Genomic DNA, 17,763 nt, shown 5'->3' with positions numbered 1-17,763 from the left:
ATGGAAGCCGCTATCGATCGGATCATGCAGACGTATGATCTGCTGCTCAACCGCACGCCCGCTGCGAGCGACGAAGCGCGGGCGAAGGTGACAGAGTACGTGCAGACGCTGTTCGACGCCGGCGAGCGCGATCCGCATCGGTTGACGGTGTGCGGGCTGACCTATCTGCGCCAGCTCGACGGTAGTACCGACCACGTGAAGGCCGGCTATACCGGGCTGTAGCGGCGCGCCTGGCTTCGCGGTCTGATTCCGCGTCGTCGGCAAGGCTTCCTCGGCGGCGATTTGCTTTGCTCGCAACGACGCGATGACGGTGCAGGTTCCTCGCGCACGATCGTCGTCCTGAAAGCAGGACCTATAACCACCGCATTTGGCGATGAGCGGGATCGCGGCCCCAGCGTCGCGCAACAATAGTGATTTGGGGTAATGGGTCCTGGCTTTCGCCAGGACGACACTGAGTTTGTCGTAACTCAAAACTGAAATGGAGCAACCGAAACCGCCAACTTTCCGTCGCTCGATTTCTGCACGGTGAATTCGACTTCCTTGGAAGCCTTGATGTCGCCCACGGAAACCGAGATGCCGCCGCTGCATTGCAATGTTCGCTTGTCCTCACTTGCCGAGGTCGTGACGATCTTTTCACCGAGGAGGTATTGTGGATTTGCGTTTTCCGCAGTGGGCTTCGCCGTCGATTCCCTGGCGGCGAAATTGACAAGCGGATTGCGGTGATCGTTGGAGATGGTCTGGAGCACGGCCTTCCGGGTTTCGATTGAATCGCACTCGAGTTGATCGCCGCAACCACCCAGAACAACCAGAACCGGAAACCCCAGAAACCAAAGCAGTCGTGACGGCATGCCAAGTGACTTCTGTGGGATGGATGGTTTCCGACAACCGACCCAACGGAGCATGGTTCCTGCGCTCGCGCTCGGCGCGGCCGCTCCGGCTGCGGCTTGCGATCTTGCCAACCGGCCACTATCGAAGGGAACGCTAATCTTGCCGCTCCGTTGGTCCTCGATTGCTTGCGAGGACCCGATCATGCGCGCAACCGTCCTATTCGCTGTCCTGGCGTTCGTCCTGGCGTTCGGCGTTGCAGGACTGGCAAGTGTGAGCCCAGCCAGCGCCCGGGATTATCGCTGGTGCGTGCAGGGGCGCGGCGTCGGCTATCCCGGCGATTGCATGTACCAAACCCGCGCCCAGTGTCTCGCGTCAGCTTCCGGAAGGAACGTGACCTGCGGGATCAATCCTCGTGCCGCATATGGGCAGCAGCGGCGGGGATATCGCGACCGCTATTGATTGTCGCGCCGATGGCGCGCGCGAGGCGGTTGGGGAAGGGCGCACCCTAAGGGTGATGCGGTTAGCCGGGGCCGCTTTTTGAGCCTGCCGTTTTGAAACCTCTCCTGCCCTATGGATAGGTGTGGCCTTTCTGAGCAACGCGCACAGCTAGTGGCGTGCGGGGAAGATCCCCAAACTCGGACGAGTCGTAGTCTCGGCCTTCAGGTGTCACGATGTGGATGTCGTAACACTGCGACCGTGAAAGCTCTTTTGCCTTGCGTAGAGCTGCTTCGGCCGTGCCACGACGGTGCACGATCTCTCCAAACTTGCACCTAGCTTTTACGGTGAAGCTCATCTTTCTTCTTTTTCTTGTTTCGTTTGACGACCTCGGCCTGAGCCCGGAACGCTTGGGCGAGACTCTTCATTTGCTCGGCCGCGAATTCGTCAGCCGTCCGCACCGCCGCCTGCTCGGCGGTCTTGGCCTGTTTCTTCAGGTCCTTGGCCATGCCCATGCCCTGTAACGTCCATGCCGTTTCGCCAGTTCCATCCGTCTGATCTCATTGACGCGAAGCTGGCAGGAACTTTTTAGGCTTCCCGGGCTTTTTGATTTTGCTTTTGGGGCAGCCAAACGTCAGCGTTGGAGAGAGGAGCCATGAAGCGACGACGCCGGGTTAGGCAGATTTTCCCTCTTGAAAAACGCCTCGCCCAAGAAGCCGAACGGCTACGTCAACGGGCCAAGAACCTTCCTCCCTGTCGAGAGCGAGAGACCCTGTTGAGGCAGGCGCGGCATGACGAAACCACCGCCAATTTGGCGGCGTGGCTACTGTCTCAAGGTCCGCGGGCACCCATCTAGGAGGACGCTCAATGCATACAAACCACCACCATATCGACGGTGTGGAGATTGCCTTTGTCAGCGCTGCGACCGTGTCGCTTGTGGCTCTCATCGCCTCCATGGCCTGGCTTTTGCTAGGGTGAAATTCCGAACCAGGGCTCCGATCCGAGACCTTCGATCGGGATCGTAAGGCGGAGCCCATGGAATGAAAGATCTTCTCCAGCGTGACCAATGAGCCAAAGACTGCGCCGGTCACAGCGAGGAAGACAGCGAAATAGTAGATCAGATACATAAGGCAACGTCTCCCGGATGCGTACCAAGCCTCCGGATAACGGACGCGTCCTTTGATGGTTCGAAGGCACGCGGGTGGTTTTGCGGCCTTCGCGCGAGGCGAGCGGCGGGCATCACGAGCGGATTTGCTCTCCCGCCGCCATGAATCGCTCACGCCGCGCGTGACGACCGATCGGAATCGTCGAGCAACCGGCCTAGTATCCGGCGTTCTTCCTCGATCCTCCGTCGATAGCGTTCGCGCTCTTGTTCCGAGGTCGCGCTATCCAGCAGGAATTGATAGTGACCGATGACTTTTTCGCTGCCTCTTATGAGCAGTTGTTGCAGCCCATTCATGGCGCGATCTCCTCGCAAGCTGCGCGATCGAACGAGGAGGGAAGGGATGGAATGTCGGCCGCGAGGCCTTGCATTGCCGTGGTTTCTTCGGACAGCCGTCTTTCGATGAATTCGCGCTCGAGGTCGGAGAGCTGGGTCTGCAGCAATCGCCGATACCGATGAATATTGTTGCGATGAGCGCGCAACTGTTCAAGCCGGTGGTCGAACAGTTCTGAGCTCCGGCGCCTTGCCTGTCCAAATCTTGACCGCCAGCGTCCCTCGAGGCGGTCGATGACCTGCTTCGGTAGCCTGATGTCTGTCATCTCGCGCTCCTATGCAGCCAGGCAGCGGTCGACGGAGCGCAGGCGGGCAGGCCGGCCGCCTGGCGGATGGTGCGGATCGCTGTCGAGCGCGCGAAGCGCTTCGAGGATGTCGCTGACAGGAACGGGCGCTTTGAGCCCCTTGGGTGCGCGCAAAGCGGGATTGGACGCTACAGCGCTGGCGTCCGAGGCCCAGGATGCCAGGAGAGCGCGTTTCTCGGCCAGGCTCAGGCGAGAATCCCGCACCACATCGTGCGGGACCTCATATTGGTGGTGATCGCCAATCGGCAGATGAAAGCCAATAACGTTATGAGCAGGCGCGGTCGTCGGCCGCATGGATACCTCCGTTCGAAAGACGAGTTGCTGAGAAGAGTGAGAAGACGAAGCCGCGACCTGTTCGTCGGACGCGGCTTCGCCGGTTCAATCAGGCGGCGACGTTTTCGAGCTGTCGGGGCGCCGTGTTCGATGCCGCGTTGATCGCGATGCGTCGCGGCTTCATCGCCTCCGGCACTTCGCGCGCCAGCTCGATCCTGAGAAGCCCGTTGTCGAACGCCGCGCTCTTGACCTCGACGTAGTCGGCCAGGCTGAACTGGCGCTTGAATCTGCGCGTCGAGATGCCCTGATAGATGTATTCGCGCTCGGCCTTCTCGACCTTGACGCCTTGGACAGTCAGAACGTTCTGCTCTGCCGTGACGGAAATCTCATCCGGCGCAAAACCGGCGATCGCGAGCACGATCTGATAGCTGTCTTCGGACAGCCGTTCGATGTTGTAGGGCGGGTAGTGATCTTCGCCGGCCCGGTGGGCTGCTTCGGCGAGATCAAAGAGCCGGTCGAATCCGATGGTCGACCGGAACAGGGGAGAGAAGTCGTATGTGCGCATAGCCAAATCCTCCATAGAGCAAGATGGATATGAACGGCACCGGACACGACCGGTGCCCGTCTCGCCTGGCCCCGAGGGGCGACCAGGCCCCAGCCTCCGCGTTGGGGGCTGGCGCGAAAGAAAATAAAAACCGGAGATATCGTGTCAAGAACCCGGCCGAAAAATTTTTGCGGTTGATTCTCCGCGTCAGAACCGCGGCTGAAGCGGCGGCGGATCAGCGCCGCTCGAGGGAGGCCTGTTGCAGACAAGACATGCCGGTGGAAAATTAGGTCGCCGATTTACATAGGCTAATGCCGGAACCGCGGGGGCGTTGATCGATTGGACTGCCTGGCTCCAACAGCTCAGCCCCGGATCAGGCAACCGGCCCCAGCACCGGCCTCCAGGCCCCCAAAGGTGCTGGGGCCGTTTCGTTGCGCGACCCTGGTCCGTTCCGGCGAGCTTGGATAGGGCCGCCATCACTTGCGTGAATAGCGCCCCGTCTGCTCTGAGCGAGCAGACGGGGCGTCGATGCTACTTATTCTCCGGCTTCCAAGTCGTGCTGGCGCGATCGTATTTGAAACCAGGTGCGGCCTTCAGACTGTCCTTGGTCTCGTCGAGCGTAAGCCACCACTTGTCGTCTTTCTTTTGAGACTTGACGGCCGTGAACGGCACGATCACGTCCTTTTCGCCGGCGCCGAGGAAGCCGCCGACACCGACGACGAGACCGGTCACCTTGCCGGACTTGTCGACAAGCACGTCGTCGATCGTCCCGATCTTGGATTCCTTCGGGTCGTAGACATTCTGCTTGTAGTAGTTGGTGATGGTCGAACTGTCCGCCGGCGCGGCGGGCATGGTGGTTGCTGCATGCGCGGCGGTAGCGAACGCCGCAGCCATGATGCAGCCGATAGCCAACTTCTTCATAAGAGGTCTCCTTGCTTCAGTGCATATGGCCGATCAGGTAGATGCCGCCGCCGATGACGATGATCGCCGGCACGGCCCAAAGAATGATGACTGGCATGCGATCGCCTCCTAGTCCGAGGTACAGACCTTGACGCTCTTCATGCCGGTCTCGGCCTCGGAGCGCGTCTTGTAGACAGTGCCTGACGGGCTGACGACGGTGGTCGTCGTGTCGACGGGCTTCTTGTCGACGATCGTGCACTTCTTCGTCTTCACATCCTGGACGACGTAGAATTCATCCGCTGCGAATGCCGGCGAGACGAAAGCGGCAAGCAAAGATGCCGCGACAATGGTCTTAAACTTCATGTTCTCTCCTCCAATAGCCGTACCAATCGGCGGAGTTGGAACGGGAGAAAATGGCGAAGGTTCCTAGAACCGAACTTGCGTTGGCGAGCCGTGCCGAATCAAAGCAAGCGAAAAATGACCGGAGATGGTGCGGCGATTTGCAGCACTGGCTAGCTGCGCCCTCCGGCTTGCCGAAGGCTGTGGCGAATGGTCGCTAGGGACACGCAGACGCGAGATCGGCGAGCGATTCCTGACCCGAAGGGACCGCGCTGTCCGAGTGGCGATGCGATCACGTGACCGGATGCAGCCGGCGATCCGCAGGCTGCTTTCCGAAAATTCAGGAGGAAGCCCCATGATCTCGTCCCACATGCGCCTGTTCGGCGCGGTCGTCGCGCTGTTGCTCGGGGCGAGCGGTCCGGCGCCCGCGCAGCAGCTCGAGCTCAAGCTGATGGCGCCGGCGGCGCCGGGCGGCGGCTGGGATCAGACCGCGCGTTCGATGCAGCAGGCGCTGGTCGCGGCCGGCATCGCGCGCAGCGTCCAGGTCACCAACGTTCCTGGCGCCGGCGGCAGCGTTGGCATCGCGCAGTTCGTCAACGGCGCCAAGGGCGACGGCAACCAGATGATGGTGAACGGCTTCGTCATGGTGGGCGCACTCGCCATGAACAAGTCGCCGGTGACGCTGGATCAGGTGACGCCGATTGCGCGCCTCACCGAGGAGACCCAGGTCATCGTGGTGCCGGCGAACTCGCCGATCAAGACGGCGCAGGATCTTGCCGCCGCGGTGAAGGCCGATATCGCCAAGGTGACCTTTGCCGGCGGCTCGGCCGGCGGTGTCGACCATGTGATGGCAGCGCTGTTCGCGGGCACGGTCGGCGCCGACGCCAAGAAGATCAACTACATTCCGTTCTCGGGCGGCGGCGAGTCGCTTGCAGCCATTCTCGGCGGCAAGGTCACGGCCGGCATTTCCGGCCTCAGCGAATATGAAGGCCAGATCAAGGCCGGCAAGTTGCGCGCGCTCGGCGTGACGTCGGCGCAGCGTCTGCCCGGCGTCGACATCCCGACCTTCAAGGAGCAGGGCATCGATCTCGTGCTGGCCAATTGGCGCTCGGTGGTCGCTCCGCCCGGCATCACGCCGGAGCAGCGCAAGGTGCTGAGCGATGCGGTCGAGAAGATGGTGAAGTCCGATTCCTGGAAGGAGATCCTGAAGCAGAAGGGCTGGGATGACGCCTATCTCGGCGGCGACGCCTTCGCGGATTTCCTGAAGAAGGAGATCACGCGCGTGACCGAGGTGCTGAAGTCCGTCGGCCTCGTGAAGTCATGACGCCGGACGCGGCGTCTGAAAACCTCCGGCCGGCGCCGGCGCGCCGCGTCGATCGCGCCGGCGTGGCCATCGCGGCCGCGCTTGCCGGGCTTGCTGCGGTGCTGGTGTGGGACGCCAGCAAGCTGCCGTCGACCACGATGTACGGCATGGGGCCGGAGGCGATGCCGGTCGTCATCGCGATCGGCCTTGTCATCCTCGCGGTCGGCAATCTGATCGACGCGCTGCGCGGCAAGCTGCCGCCGCGCGAGAGCATGGATCCGAAACCGGTGTGGCTGATCATCGGGGGCCTGGCGCTCCTGATCGCCATCATCGGCTTTGGCGGCGGCTTCATCCTCGCCACCTCGGCGCTGTTCGTCACCACGTCGGCGGCGTTCGGCCGCCGCGCCGTCCTGGCCGACACCGCCATCGCGCTCGTGATCACGACGCTGATTTATCTCGCGTTCGACAAGCTGTTGACGCTGAGCCTTCCCGCCGGCCCGCTGGAGCGACTGCTGTGATGGACACTTTCGCCGCGCTGGCGCACGGCATGGCGGTCGCCATGCAGCCGATGAACCTGCTCTACGCCCTGATCGGCGTGTTCCTGGGCACCGCGGTCGGCGTGTTGCCGGGCATCGGACCGGCGCTGACGGTCGCGCTGCTGCTGCCGGTGACCTACAAGCTCGATCCCGGCGGCTCGCTGATCATGTTCGCCGGCATCTATTATGGCGGCATGTATGGCGGATCGACCACCGCGATCCTGATCAATACGCCGGGCGAGAGCGCGTCGATGGCGACCGCGCTCGAGGGCAACAAGATGGCCAAGGCCGGCCGCGGCGGCCCGGCGCTGGCGACCTCGGCGATCGGCTCGTTCGTGGCCGGCACCATCGCCACCATCGGCCTCGCATTCCTCGCGCCATGGCTGGTCGATTTCGCCGTGCGCTTCGGGCCGGAGGATTACTTCGCGCTGATGTGCGTCGCCTTCGTCACGGTGTCGGCGACCTTCGGCGACTCGCCGGTCCGCGGCCTCACCAGCCTGTTCATCGGCCTCACGCTCGGGCTGGTCGGCATCGACAAGCTGACCGGTCAGGCGCGGCTTGCCTTCGGCATCCCCGAACTGCTCGACGGCGTCGAGGTGACGACGCTCGCGGTCGGCCTGTTCGCGGTCGGCGAGGCGCTCTATGTCGCCTCGCGCCGGCATCACGCCGAGGAGAAGCTCGAGCCGGTGCGCGGCTCGCTGTGGATGACGCGGGAGGACTGGCGGCGGTCGTGGAAGCCGTGGCTGCGTGGCACGCTGTTCGGTTTTCCGATCGGGGCGCTGCCGGCCGGCGGGGCGGAGATCCCGACATTCCTGTCCTATTCCACCGAGCGGCGGCTGACCAAACATCCGGAGGAGTTCGGCAAGGGCGCGATCGAAGGCGTCGCAGGGCCGGAAGCGGCGAACAACGCGTCCGCCGCCGGCACGCTGGTGCCACTTTTGACGCTCGGGCTGCCGACCTCGGCAACGGCTGCAATGATGCTGGCGGGCTTCCAGCAATACGGCCTCAACCCGGGGCCGCTGTTGTTCGCGGAGCGGCCCGACCTGGTGTGGGGCCTGATCGCGAGCCTGTTCATCGCCAACGGCATGCTGCTGGTGCTCAATCTGCCGCTGGTCGGCCTTTGGGTGCGGCTGCTGGCGATCCCGCAGCCCTGGCTCTATGCCGGCATCCTGGTGTTCGCCACCATGGGCACGATCGCGGCGAAGCCGTCGGTCGTCGAGCTGTCGATGCTGGCGGCGTTCGGCGTCATGGGCTTTCTGATGCGCCGGTTCGACTTCCCGATCGCGCCCGTCGTGATCGGGCTGATCCTCGGGCCGATCGCCGAAAGCCAGTTGCGCCGCGCGCTGGCGATCAGCCTCGGCGATCCCATGGTGCTGCTGCAAAGCCCGATGTCGGCGACGCTGCTCGGCATCGCGCTGATCGCGCTGCTGGCGCCGTTCGTGCTCAAGGGATTGGGGCGATTCAAGGCGAACGAGGATTAGGACGCGACCAGACCGTAAAAGGCCCGCTCCGGGGCTCGCATTTCGGAGCGGGCCAGTCTGGGCACGGCAAATATCGCCGCGACGCAAAACCTAGCGTGACAAGCTGACACCACCCTGACGACAGCGAAAAAAGAAAGGCGGCCGGATGCCGCCTCTCGGTCACATGATTTTCCGTGAACTGAAAGTTCAGCTCACCATTTGTAGGCGAGGCTCGCCGTGATGCGGCGGCGATCGCCGTAGTAGCAGGAGCTGATGGTCGCGCAGCTCGCGACATAGATCTTGTCGGTGACGTTCACGACATTGAGCGCCGCGCGCCAGTTGTTGTCCCATTCGTAATGCAAGGCGAGATCGCCCAGCACGACCCCCGGGACGCGTGCGGTGTTCGCGGTGTCGGCAAAGGACGAGCCGACATAGCGCACGCCGCCGCCGAAGCCGAAGCCCGTGAGCGGCCCGTCGCGGAAGGTGTAGTCGGTCCACGCCGATGCGAGCTGACGCGGCGCGTTGGTCGGCACGGTGCCGATCAGCGCGGGATTGAGGTCCTTGCTGACGAACAGCTCGTAATTGGTGTAGCTCGCCACCAGCTTGAAATCGCGCGTGATGTTCGCGACCGCCTCGAGCTCGACGCCGCGCGAGGTGACTTCGCCGTTCTGGGTCTGGAACAGCGGGTTGTTGGGATCGGTGGTCAGCGCGTTCTTGCGCTTGAGGTCGAAATACGCGACGCCGAACCGTGCGTTGAGCCCGACCGGCTCGTACTTGACGCCGACCTCGGTCTGCTCGGAGGTTTCCGGCAGCAGCAATTGGCCGGCCGCGGTGGTGCCGATGACCGGATTGTAGCCCGTCATGTAGGAGACGTAGGGCGCAACGCCGCTGTCGAAATTGTAGATCGCGCCGACACGGCCGGAGAACTTGCTGTCGTCGCGGCCCTGGGAGGCGCCGATCCGGTTGTTGTTGGTGAGATCGACCCAGTCCTGGCGGCCGGACAGCACCACAGTCAGGCGGTCGAGCTTGACCTGATCCTGCAGGTAGAGCCCGGCCATGCCCTGGGCGAGATAGCCGTTCTGATAGAGCGGGCCGCTATACGACAGGTTGGTGCCATAAACCGGATTGAGCACGTTGAGATTGGTGCCCATGCCAAAACCCTGGCGGTCGTCGATGCCGTAATATTTCAGATCGACGCCGACCAGCGCGGTGTGCTGCAGCGCGCCGGTGGTGAAGCGGTATTCGAGCTGATTGTCGAGGTTGAGCTGGGTGGCGATGCCGCGGGTGTAGAAATTGCCGCGGGTGATCTCGGCGGCGGCCGGCGTCGTCGCGTAGCCGAGCCCGTAGAGGCCGGCATAATAGACGTCGACATGCGCCATGCGCGCGTTCTGGCGGAAATCGACGCTGTCGGTCACGCTCTTCTGGAACTGGTAGCCGACCATCTGCTGGTCGCGGCGGAACTGGTCGGCGCTGGGATCGCCGACGAACAGGCTGGTCGGAATCCGGCCGAACGGCGCGTTGGTGACGGTGCCGACATAGGGCAGGAAGTTCAGCGCGCGGGTGTTGCTGTGCGAGGCCATGCCGAACACGGTGAGGCTGGTGTCGGCATCGGGCCGCCAGGTCACCGACGGGGCGAAGAAGAAATTGTTGTCGTAGACATAGTCGGTCTGGGTGCCGCCGCCCTGGGCCTGGCCGACGAGGCGGTACTGCACCTGGCCGTTGCCGGGCTGCGCCGTCGCGCCGCCGATGTCGAACTGGGTATAGGCGTTGCCGAAATTGTTGACGCCGGTCTCGATGTAGCGAATGGGCTCGGCCTGCGGCAGCTTGCTCACCGCGTTGACGAGGCCGCCCGGCGCCGAGCCGCCATACAGGATGCCGGACGGACCGCGCAGCACCTCGACGCGCTCGAGATTGAAGGGCTGCAGCTTCCAGCTCGCATAGGAGGTGTAGAACAGCTGCAGGCCGTCGAGGAACAGCGACTCGTTCTGCGCCGGGAAGCCGCGGATCATGAACCAGTCGTTGCGGAAATCGGCGCCATAGGTGCCGCCGATGACGCCCGGCGTGTAGCGCAGCACCTCGTCGAACTTGCTGACGATCTTCTGGTCGCGGATCTGCTCGGCGCTGATGACCGACACCGATTGCGGCGTCTGGATGATCGGCGTGCTGGTCTTGGTGCCGCTGGCGCTCAGCCGCGCCAGATAGCCGGTGACCGGGCCGTTGGCGCGTTCGTGCCCGCCGCTGGCGCCCGCGGGCTGCTGAGCGGTCTGTGGCTGCGCGCCCACCGGGGCGGCCGTCGCGCGGCGTGAGGCGCTGCGTGCGCGCGTGGTCCGTTGCGAAGGCTGCTGCGATCGCGCCGCTTGCCGCTGCGGCGCCTCGACTGTCACGGACGGCAATTGCGTCTGGGCGAAGACATCGTCCGCACCAACAACCGAAAACACAACGACAGCCGACGCAGCAAACCGCTGCGGCCGAATCCACCTGCACGACATTTATTCCACGCTCCGTAAAAAAATCTTGAGCGAGTCGTTATCACGGTGATTTTCGCGAGCAGCCTGCACGGGGTTAGAAGCTGTCGAAGTTGCACGCAAAGCTTGGCTGTGTGACCGGGAGACAACGGCGTATGACGCGCAATTGCACGCATCGCGTGAGAGCCTTGAATCGATCCGGTGTTGAACGATTCAAAAATCGAACGATTCAAAAATTGGCTCGTCATCTCGTGGGTCGATGCATCGCGATCGCGCGCGACATGATCAAGCGAGTCCGATGTCGCGCGGTTGCGCGAGCAACGCGTTGAAACCTCGAGGCGATAGTTGTCTCGTCCGCGGTCCCCGCGCGGTCGGGAAGGGGAGTCACGTTCCACTCGGCGGCTGCCACAGCCGTGCTGGCCGCGCGGCGGGAACCGGGTGGCGGGGGCGGCCGTCCGGCCGGCTGGCAATCCCCGCCATCCCCACCATATCTGGCATAATTGACCGGCAGGGACCGCAACCGCTTGGCCATTTTGGGGCGATGTGATAACGCTCTGAAACCAGCTTCGACCGCCACTCGTGACCGTCCGCATCCTGCCTAAAGGCTTGCGGCGGTGGAGATATTTCGCCGATGACCTCGTCCAGCAAGACCGCTTCCGCGCCCGATTCCTTCTTCACCGCAACCCTCGCCCAGGCCGATCCCGAGATCGCCGCCGCGATCAAGGGCGAGCTCGGCCGGCAGCGTCATGAGATCGAGCTGATCGCCTCGGAAAACATCGTCAGCCGCGCCGTGCTGGAGGCGCAGGGCTCGGTGATGACCAACAAATACGCGGAGGGTTATCCGGGCGCGCGCTACTACGGCGGTTGCGAGTGGGTCGACGTCGCCGAGACGCTGGCGATCGAGCGCGCCAAGAAGCTGTTCGGCGCCGGCTTCGCCAACGTCCAGCCGAACTCCGGCAGCCAGATGAACCAGGCGGCGTTTCTGGCGCTGCTGCAACCCGGCGACACCTTCATGGGCCTCGACCTCGCGGCCGGCGGCCATCTCACCCACGGTTCGCCGGTCAACATGTCCGGCAAGTGGTTCAAGGCCGCGCATTACACCGTGCGCCGCGAGGACCAAATCATCGACATGGACGCGGTGCAGAAGCAGGCCGAGCAGGTCAAGCCGAAGCTGATCATCGCGGGCGGCTCGGCCTATTCGCGCGCCTGGGACTTCAAGCGCTTCCGCGAGATCGCGGATTCCGTCGGCGCGTATCTGCTGGTCGACATGGCGCATTTCGCAGGCCTCGTCGCCGGCGGCGTGCATGCCTCGCCGGTGCCGCACGCCCACGTCACCACCACCACGACGCACAAGTCGCTGCGCGGCCCGCGCGGCGGCCTGATCCTCACCAATGACGAGACGCTGGCCAAGAAGCTGAACTCGGCGATCTTCCCGGGCCTGCAGGGCGGTCCGCTGATGCACGTCATCGCCGCCAAGGCGGTGGCGTTCGCAGAAGCGCTGCGGCCGGACTTCAAGGTCTACGCCAAGAACGTGGTCGAGAACGCCAAGGCGCTGGCGGAGACGCTGCGCGGCCATGGCCTCGACATCGTCTCGGGCGGCACCGACAACCATCTGATGCTGGTCGACCTCAGGCCGAAGGGCCTGAAGGGCAACATCTCCGAGAAGGCGCTGGTGCGCGCCGCCATCACCTGCAACAAGAACGGTATCCCGTTCGATCCCGAAAAGCCGTTCGTCACCTCCGGCCTGCGGCTCGGTACGCCGGCGGCGACCACGCGCGGCTTCGGCGTCGCCGAGTTCAAGCAGGTCGGCGGCATGATCGCGGAAGTGCTGAACGCGCTGGCGCAGTCGCCGGACGGCAAGGCGCCGCTGGTCGAGGCCGCGATCAAGGAGCGCGTCAAGGCGCTGACCGATCGCTTCCCGATCTATCAGTAAAAGGTCGTTGCTAGAGGTCCCGTCGGATGCGCTGCCCGAGCTGCAATTCTCTCGACACGCAGGTCAAGGACTCGCGTCCGACCGAGGACTCCGCGGTCATTCGCAGGCGTCGCGTCTGCATGGCCTGCAACTTCCGCTTCACGACCTTCGAGCGGGTGCAGCTGCGCGAACTGACCGTCATCAAGCGCAACGGCCGCCGCGTGCCGTTCGACCGCGACAAGCTGGTGCGCTCGCTGCAGATCTCCTTGCGCAAGCGCCCGGTGGAATCCGAGCGGGTGGAGAAGATGGTGTCCACCATCGTGCGCGAGCTCGAAAGCGGCGGCGAGGCCGAGGTCTCCTCTGAGGCGATCGGCGAGATCGTGATGGAGCATCTGCGCCAGCTCGACGACGTCGCCTATGTGCGCTTCGCCTCGGTCTACCGCAATTTCCGCGAGGCCAAGGACTTCGAGGCCGTGCTCGACGAATTGACCGGCGAAGAGGACCCGCGGCTCGCGACGCTACGCAAATGATCTTCCGCATTCTGGAAGACCAGTTCGCGCAGAAGGCCAGAGAGGCCAAGGAAGCGGCAAAGGCGGCCGATCTGCGCTTCATGGAGCTGGCGCTGGCGCTTGGCCGGCGCGGGCTCGGGCGCACCTGGCCCAATCCGGGGGTCGGCGCCGTCATCGTCAAGGACGGCGTGATCGTCGGCCGCGGCTGGACCCAGTCGGGCGGCCGGCCGCATGCCGAGGTCGAGGCACTCAGGCGCGCCGGCGATGCCGCGCGCGGCGCCACGCTCTACGTGACGCTCGAACCCTGCTCGCATTTCGGCCGCTCGCCGCCCTGTGCGAACGCCGTTGTGGCGGCCGGGCTCGCCCGCGTCGTCTCGGCGATCGAGGATCCCAATCCGGAAGTCGCGGGGCAAGGGCACGCCAAGCTGCGTGCCGCAGGCATCGCGGTCGATGTCGGGCTGTGCGCGGAAGAGGCCGCGCGCGACCATGCCGGGCACTTCCGCCGCATCCGCGACCAGCGCCCGCATGTGATCCTCAAGCTCGCGGTGTCCGCCGACGACAAGATCGCTGCCAGCGGCCGTAAGCCGGTTACGATCACCGGAGAGGCCGCGCGGACGCGCGTGCATCTGCTGCGCGCGCAGAGCGATGCGATCCTGGTCGGCATCGGCACGGTCAAGGCCGACGATCCGCTCTTGACCTGCCGGTTACCGGGGATGGCGGCGCGCTCGCCGGTGCGCCTGGTGCTGGACCGCGCGCTGCGGATCTCTGGCGACAGCCGCCTGGTGCATTCGGCGCGCGAGACGCCGCTCTGGGTGCTGAGCTCGGATATGGCGGAGGCGCCTGCCGCGGTGAAGCTAGGTGCCGCCGGCGCGCAGGTGATCCGCGTCGCCGCCGGCGCGTCCCAAGGGCTCGATCTGCCGTCCGTCCTGCATGCGCTGGCGGAGAGGGGGATTTCGCGGCTGCTGGTCGAGGGCGGATCGCGCGTGGCAAATTCTTTCGTGGCAGCCGGCCTTGTCGACGAGATCTGGCTGTTGCGCGGACCCGATGCGATCGGTGCCGGTGGTGTTCCCGCGCTGGACGCAATGCCGCTCGACGCAATCACGCAGTCGCCCGCCTTCCGGCTTCGTGCTAGCGAAGCCTTGGCCAAAGATGTTTTGACTATCTACGATCGATCCTAAGTCGTCATGCCCGGGCTTGACCCGGGCATCCACGTCTTGGTCGCCAGCAGTGAAGTAAGTCGTGGATGGCCGGGTGAAGCCCGGCCATGACGAAGAGTAAGAGGTTTGTTGTGTTCACGGGAATTGTCACCGATATCGGTGAGATCACCAGCCTGAAGCAGGTGGCGCAGGGGCAACTGCATCGCATGCGGATTGCCTGCGACTACGACCAGACCACGATCGCCAACGGCGCCTCGATCGCCTGCAACGGCGTCTGCCTCACCGTCGTCGCCTCCGGCACCGCCGATGGCAAGACCTGGTTCGATGTCGATGCGGCGGCCGAGACGCTCGGCATGACCACCGCCAAGCATTGGGCGCAGGGCGGCCGGCTCAATCTCGAGCGCGCGCTCAAGATCGGCGACGAACTCGGCGGTCACATCGTGGCCGGGCATGCCGATGGCATCGCCACCATCGTCAAGCGCGACGACCTGCCCGACATGGCGCGCTTCGAGCTGCGAACCAGCCGCGAACTGGCGCGTTTCATCGCGGCGAAGGGATCGGTCACGCTGGACGGCGTGTCGCTGACCGTGAATACGGTCGGCGACGTCAGCTTTTCGGTGCTGATCATCCCGCACACGCTTTCCGTGACGACCCTGAGCGCCTGGAAGGCCGGCAGCGAGGTCAATATCGAGGTCGATCTGATGGCCCGCTACGCGGCGCGGCTGTCGGAGATGAAATGACGGCATAGCCGTCAAGCGGCAGTCATTCCGGGGCGATGCGAAGCATCGAACCCGGAATCTCGAGATTCCCCGGTGCACTATTGTGCACCTGCGGTCTGGTCCTTCGGACCATCCCGGAATGACAGTGCCTGAGGCATTCGTGCTTGGCTTCAGTCGTCGGGGCGACTACAAACTCGCGAAACGTTGACATCCAACGTTATCGGTAAATGTCAACAATATGAAATGGATACGTAGATGGCTGACGCGCGGCGCGCACCCCTGAAGGACCAGACCGACATTACCGGCGCACGCGTGCTGATCGTCGAGGCGCGGTTCTATGACGACATCCAGGACGCGCTGCTGGAAGGCGCGTTGGCCGAGATCAAGGCCGCGGGTGCGACGCACGACGTGATCACGGTGCCGGGCGCGCTGGAGATTCCGGCGGCGATTGCGATCGCGATCGATGCGGCTGAAGCGAACGGCAAGCCGTATGACGCGGCGATCGCGCTCGGCTGCGTGGTGCGCGGCGACACCATCCATTTCGAGATCGTCTCGCAGGAGTCCTCGCGCGGATTGATGGATTTGGCCATCAGCCGGAAATTCCCGCTCGGCAACGGCATCCTCACCGTCAACACCGAGGCGCAGGCCTGGGCGCGGGCGCGCGCCAGCGAACTCAACAAGGGCGGCGACGCGGCGCGTGCGGCGCTGGCGATGCTGCGGATCAAACGCCGCCTGGCAAAGGCCTGACCATGGCAGACAACAAGAAGCCCGCGAAAGCCCCCGACAGAAAAGCCAACCGCCGCGGCGCGGCACGGCTCGCGGCGGTGCAGGCGCTCTATCAGATGGACATCGGCGGCGCCGGCATCAACGACATCTTCGCCGAGTTCGAGAGCCACTGGCTCGGCAACGAGGTCGAGGGCGAGAAATATTTGCCGGCGGAAGCCGCGTTCTTCCGCGACGTGGTCTCCGGCGTGGTGCGCGACCAGGCCCGGCTCGATCCTTTGATCGACGAGGCGCTGTCGAAGGGCTGGCCGCTGAAGCGGATCGACGCCATCCTGCGCGCGGTGCTGCGGGCAGGCTCCTACGAGCTCGAGCACCGCAAAGACGTGCCGGGCCGCGTGGTGGTCTCCGAATATGTCGACGTCGCGCATGCCTTCGTTGAGAAGGACGAAACCGGCATGGTCAACGCCGTGCTCGACCAGATCGCGCGCCAGTTCCGCGGCGACGAGTTTGTGCGGAGCTAGGTGCCGCGATGCCGCCCACCTCCGTAGCCGTCACCCTGAGGTGCCGTAGCGAAGCGGAGGCCTCGAAGGGCGACGGCGTGGCGCTACGGTCGCATCGGGGCCGTGCATCCTTCGAGGCTCGCTTCGCTCGCACCTCAGGATGAGGGTTGATGACCCAAGCAAGCAAACATACCTCCGGCGAAGACTCCCTGATCGCGCGCTATTTCAAGCCGCTCGCGACCGAACCGGGGGCGTTCGGGCTCGACGATGACGCCGCCGCGCTGAGGGCGGCCGGCGAGGACATCGTGGTCACCACGGACGCCATCGTCGAGGGCGTGCATTTCCTCGGCGATGATCCGCCCGACATGCTGGCGCGCAAGGCGCTGCGGGTGAACCTCTCCGACATCGCCGCCAAGGGCGCGGTGCCGGCGGGCTTCGTGCTGACGCTGGCGCTGCGCAGCGCCGAGGAGGCCTGGCTCAAGCCGTTTGCCCGGGCGCTCGGCGAGGACGCCGCGCATTTCGGCTGCCCGCTGCTCGGCGGCGACACGGTCTCGACGCCGGGGCCGCTGATGATCTCGATCACTGCGTTCGGTCGGCTGCCGCAGGGCAAGATGGTGCATCGCGCGGGAGCACAGGCGGGCGACCGTGTGTTCGTCACCGGCACGATCGGAGACGCCGCGCTCGGCCTCGATGTGCTCCGGGGTGGCCCGGTCGCCGCGGCTCTGGCGGACGATGTCGTCGGGCGGGATTTTCTTGCCGCCCGTTACCGTGTTCCGCAGCCGCGCAACGCCTTGGCCACGGCCGTCCGCACCCACGCCAGCGCCGCGATGGATGTGTCCGACGGTCTTGCCGGCGATCTGACCAAGCTTTGCGCAGCCAGTGGTGTGGCGGGCGTGATCAACGTGCCGAGCATCCCGTTGTCGTCCGCGGCCGCAGGGCTGCTCGCGCGCAGGGCGATCGGTATCGAGACCTTGGTGGCCGGCGGTGATGATTACGAGCTGTTGTGCGCGGTCCCGAGCGATCATGTCGACGCTTTTCTGCGCGACGCACGGCGGGCCAAGGTCGCGGTAACCGCAATCGGCGGCCTGATCGCAGGCTTGTCGCCACCGAGCTTCCTCGACGGGCAGGGCCGGGAACTGAAGCTGAGGCGGCTGTCCTACAGCCATTTCTAGAGCTTTTTCGAGCGAAGCGGGCACCGGTTCGCGTTAAGAAAACGCGTCGGAACGGAAGCAGCTCTGGACTTCCCGCGCCTGATCGCGCCGATTTTCCTTCTAAATAGCTGCCGATATCGGCGTTTTCGGCCACGGGTGGCGTTGCACAGCGGTAACGATTTTGGCAAGGTCGCGCCCGATTTGAGGCA

The 17,763-nt window shown here is 64.6% G+C and carries 21 protein-coding genes; 12 read left to right on the top strand and 9 right to left on the bottom strand.

Going from position 1 to position 17,763, the window contains the following annotated elements:
* Positions 1-222, top strand: a complete 222-nt coding sequence (locus Q2M23_RS06330) for a hypothetical protein (RefSeq protein ID WP_016845010.1) — start codon at positions 1-3, stop codon at positions 220-222.
* A 245-nt stretch (positions 223-467) separates the two neighbouring features.
* Here Q2M23_RS06330 and Q2M23_RS06325 read toward each other — a convergent pair whose 3' ends face one another.
* A complete protein-coding gene (locus Q2M23_RS06325) occupies positions 468-848 on the bottom strand; it encodes a hypothetical protein (RefSeq protein ID WP_141341081.1) in 381 nt (126 codons plus the stop codon).
* Here Q2M23_RS06325 and Q2M23_RS43960 point away from each other — a divergent pair.
* Complete coding sequence (locus Q2M23_RS43960) at positions 847-1,287, top strand: DUF3551 domain-containing protein (protein WP_410469696.1); 441 nt, start codon at positions 847-849, stop codon at positions 1,285-1,287. The two genes, Q2M23_RS06325 and Q2M23_RS43960, sit on opposite strands and share 2 nt — an antisense overlap.
* Positions 1,288-1,598: 311 nt before the next feature.
* On the opposite strand, the gene Q2M23_RS06315 is transcribed toward Q2M23_RS43960, so the two are convergent.
* The 7 genes from Q2M23_RS06315 to Q2M23_RS06285 all read right to left on the bottom strand — a co-directional run bounded on the left by Q2M23_RS06315 (position 1,599) and on the right by Q2M23_RS06285 (position 5,143).
* On the bottom strand, positions 1,599-1,772 hold the full coding sequence (locus tag Q2M23_RS06315) for a hypothetical protein (RefSeq protein WP_225158918.1): 174 nt from the start codon (positions 1,770-1,772) through the stop codon (positions 1,599-1,601).
* A 767-nt stretch (positions 1,773-2,539) separates the two neighbouring features.
* Entirely contained in the window at positions 2,540-2,722 is a 183-nt protein-coding gene (locus Q2M23_RS06310) for a hypothetical protein (RefSeq protein ID WP_057020734.1), read from the bottom strand.
* Positions 2,719-3,024 carry a hypothetical protein gene (locus tag Q2M23_RS06305; protein WP_310885883.1) on the bottom strand — a complete coding sequence of 102 codons (306 nt, stop codon included), beginning with the start codon at positions 3,022-3,024 and terminating at the stop codon, positions 2,719-2,721. The genes Q2M23_RS06310 and Q2M23_RS06305 overlap by 4 nt, the downstream gene beginning before the upstream one ends.
* Positions 3,025-3,033: 9 nt before the next feature.
* Positions 3,034-3,357 carry a hypothetical protein gene (locus Q2M23_RS06300; protein ID WP_092078022.1) on the bottom strand — a complete coding sequence of 108 codons (324 nt, stop codon included), beginning with the start codon at positions 3,355-3,357 and terminating at the stop codon, positions 3,034-3,036.
* An 88-nt stretch (positions 3,358-3,445) separates the two neighbouring features.
* Positions 3,446-3,901, bottom strand: coding sequence for an Hsp20 family protein (locus tag Q2M23_RS06295; protein WP_310885884.1), 456 nt, complete (start codon positions 3,899-3,901; stop codon positions 3,446-3,448).
* A gap of 510 nt (positions 3,902-4,411) precedes the next feature.
* The gene (locus Q2M23_RS06290) at positions 4,412-4,801 is read right to left on the bottom strand and encodes a PRC-barrel domain-containing protein (protein WP_028340955.1); all 390 of its coding nucleotides are present in this window, start codon (positions 4,799-4,801) and stop codon (positions 4,412-4,414) included.
* Positions 4,802-4,909: 108 nt separating this feature from the next.
* Positions 4,910-5,143, bottom strand: a complete 234-nt coding sequence (locus Q2M23_RS06285) for a hypothetical protein (protein WP_057020731.1) — start codon at positions 5,141-5,143, stop codon at positions 4,910-4,912.
* 331 nt (positions 5,144-5,474) lie between these two features.
* Here Q2M23_RS06285 and Q2M23_RS06280 point away from each other — a divergent pair, with 331 nt between their 5' ends.
* The 3 genes from Q2M23_RS06280 to Q2M23_RS06270 are packed head-to-tail and all read left to right on the top strand — an operon-like array spanning position 5,475 to position 8,439.
* Positions 5,475-6,443: a Bug family tripartite tricarboxylate transporter substrate binding protein gene (locus tag Q2M23_RS06280; RefSeq protein WP_253590078.1), complete on the top strand. Its 969-nt coding sequence runs from the start codon at positions 5,475-5,477 to the stop codon at positions 6,441-6,443.
* Positions 6,440-6,940 (top strand): tripartite tricarboxylate transporter TctB family protein, encoded by a 501-nt coding sequence (locus tag Q2M23_RS06275; protein ID WP_316394980.1) that lies wholly within the window; start codon positions 6,440-6,442, stop codon positions 6,938-6,940. Before Q2M23_RS06280 ends, Q2M23_RS06275 begins: the two co-directional genes overlap by 4 nt.
* A complete protein-coding gene (locus tag Q2M23_RS06270) occupies positions 6,940-8,439 on the top strand; it encodes a tripartite tricarboxylate transporter permease (protein ID WP_057020728.1) in 1,500 nt (499 codons plus the stop codon). Before Q2M23_RS06275 ends, Q2M23_RS06270 begins: the two co-directional genes overlap by 1 nt.
* Positions 8,440-8,630: 191 nt before the next feature.
* Here the strand turns inward: Q2M23_RS06270 and Q2M23_RS06265 are convergent, their stop codons facing one another.
* Entirely contained in the window at positions 8,631-10,907 is a 2,277-nt protein-coding gene (locus Q2M23_RS06265) for a TonB-dependent siderophore receptor (protein ID WP_310885885.1), read from the bottom strand.
* A 607-nt stretch (positions 10,908-11,514) separates the two neighbouring features.
* Between Q2M23_RS06265 and glyA the strand changes: the two genes are divergently transcribed.
* The 7 genes from glyA (at position 11,515) to thiL (ending at position 17,575) form a co-directional block, all read left to right on the top strand.
* The gene (gene glyA / locus Q2M23_RS06260) at positions 11,515-12,816 is read left to right on the top strand and encodes a serine hydroxymethyltransferase (RefSeq protein WP_028333867.1); all 1,302 of its coding nucleotides are present in this window, start codon (positions 11,515-11,517) and stop codon (positions 12,814-12,816) included.
* Between the two features lie 26 nt (positions 12,817-12,842).
* Positions 12,843-13,325 (top strand): transcriptional regulator NrdR, encoded by a 483-nt coding sequence (gene nrdR, locus Q2M23_RS06255; protein ID WP_016844999.1) that lies wholly within the window; start codon positions 12,843-12,845, stop codon positions 13,323-13,325.
* Positions 13,322-14,482: a bifunctional diaminohydroxyphosphoribosylaminopyrimidine deaminase/5-amino-6-(5-phosphoribosylamino)uracil reductase RibD gene (gene ribD, locus Q2M23_RS06250; protein WP_316394979.1), complete on the top strand. Its 1,161-nt coding sequence runs from the start codon at positions 13,322-13,324 to the stop codon at positions 14,480-14,482. Before nrdR ends, ribD begins: the two co-directional genes overlap by 4 nt.
* 110 nt (positions 14,483-14,592) lie before the next feature.
* On the top strand, positions 14,593-15,201 hold the full coding sequence (locus Q2M23_RS06245) for a riboflavin synthase (RefSeq protein WP_168855964.1): 609 nt from the start codon (positions 14,593-14,595) through the stop codon (positions 15,199-15,201).
* A gap of 234 nt (positions 15,202-15,435) precedes the next feature.
* Complete coding sequence (gene ribH / locus Q2M23_RS06240; RefSeq protein ID WP_076834363.1) at positions 15,436-15,927, top strand: 6,7-dimethyl-8-ribityllumazine synthase; 492 nt, start codon at positions 15,436-15,438, stop codon at positions 15,925-15,927.
* Positions 15,928-15,929: 2 nt separating this feature from the next.
* Positions 15,930-16,424 (top strand): transcription antitermination factor NusB, encoded by a 495-nt coding sequence (gene nusB / locus Q2M23_RS06235; protein ID WP_016844994.1) that lies wholly within the window; start codon positions 15,930-15,932, stop codon positions 16,422-16,424.
* Positions 16,425-16,573: 149 nt separating this feature from the next.
* Positions 16,574-17,575, top strand: coding sequence for a thiamine-phosphate kinase (gene thiL, locus Q2M23_RS06230; RefSeq protein ID WP_316394978.1), 1,002 nt, complete (start codon positions 16,574-16,576; stop codon positions 17,573-17,575).
* Positions 17,576-17,763 lie beyond the last annotated feature (188 nt).

Origin of the sequence: Bradyrhizobium sp. 33ap4 (genome assembly GCF_032654765.1) — a bacterium.
Classification (GTDB): domain Bacteria; phylum Pseudomonadota; class Alphaproteobacteria; order Rhizobiales; family Xanthobacteraceae; genus Bradyrhizobium; species Bradyrhizobium australafricanum.
The sequence above is the reverse complement of the archived record's forward strand: the minus strand, read 5'-3'. Positions and strand labels throughout refer to the sequence as shown.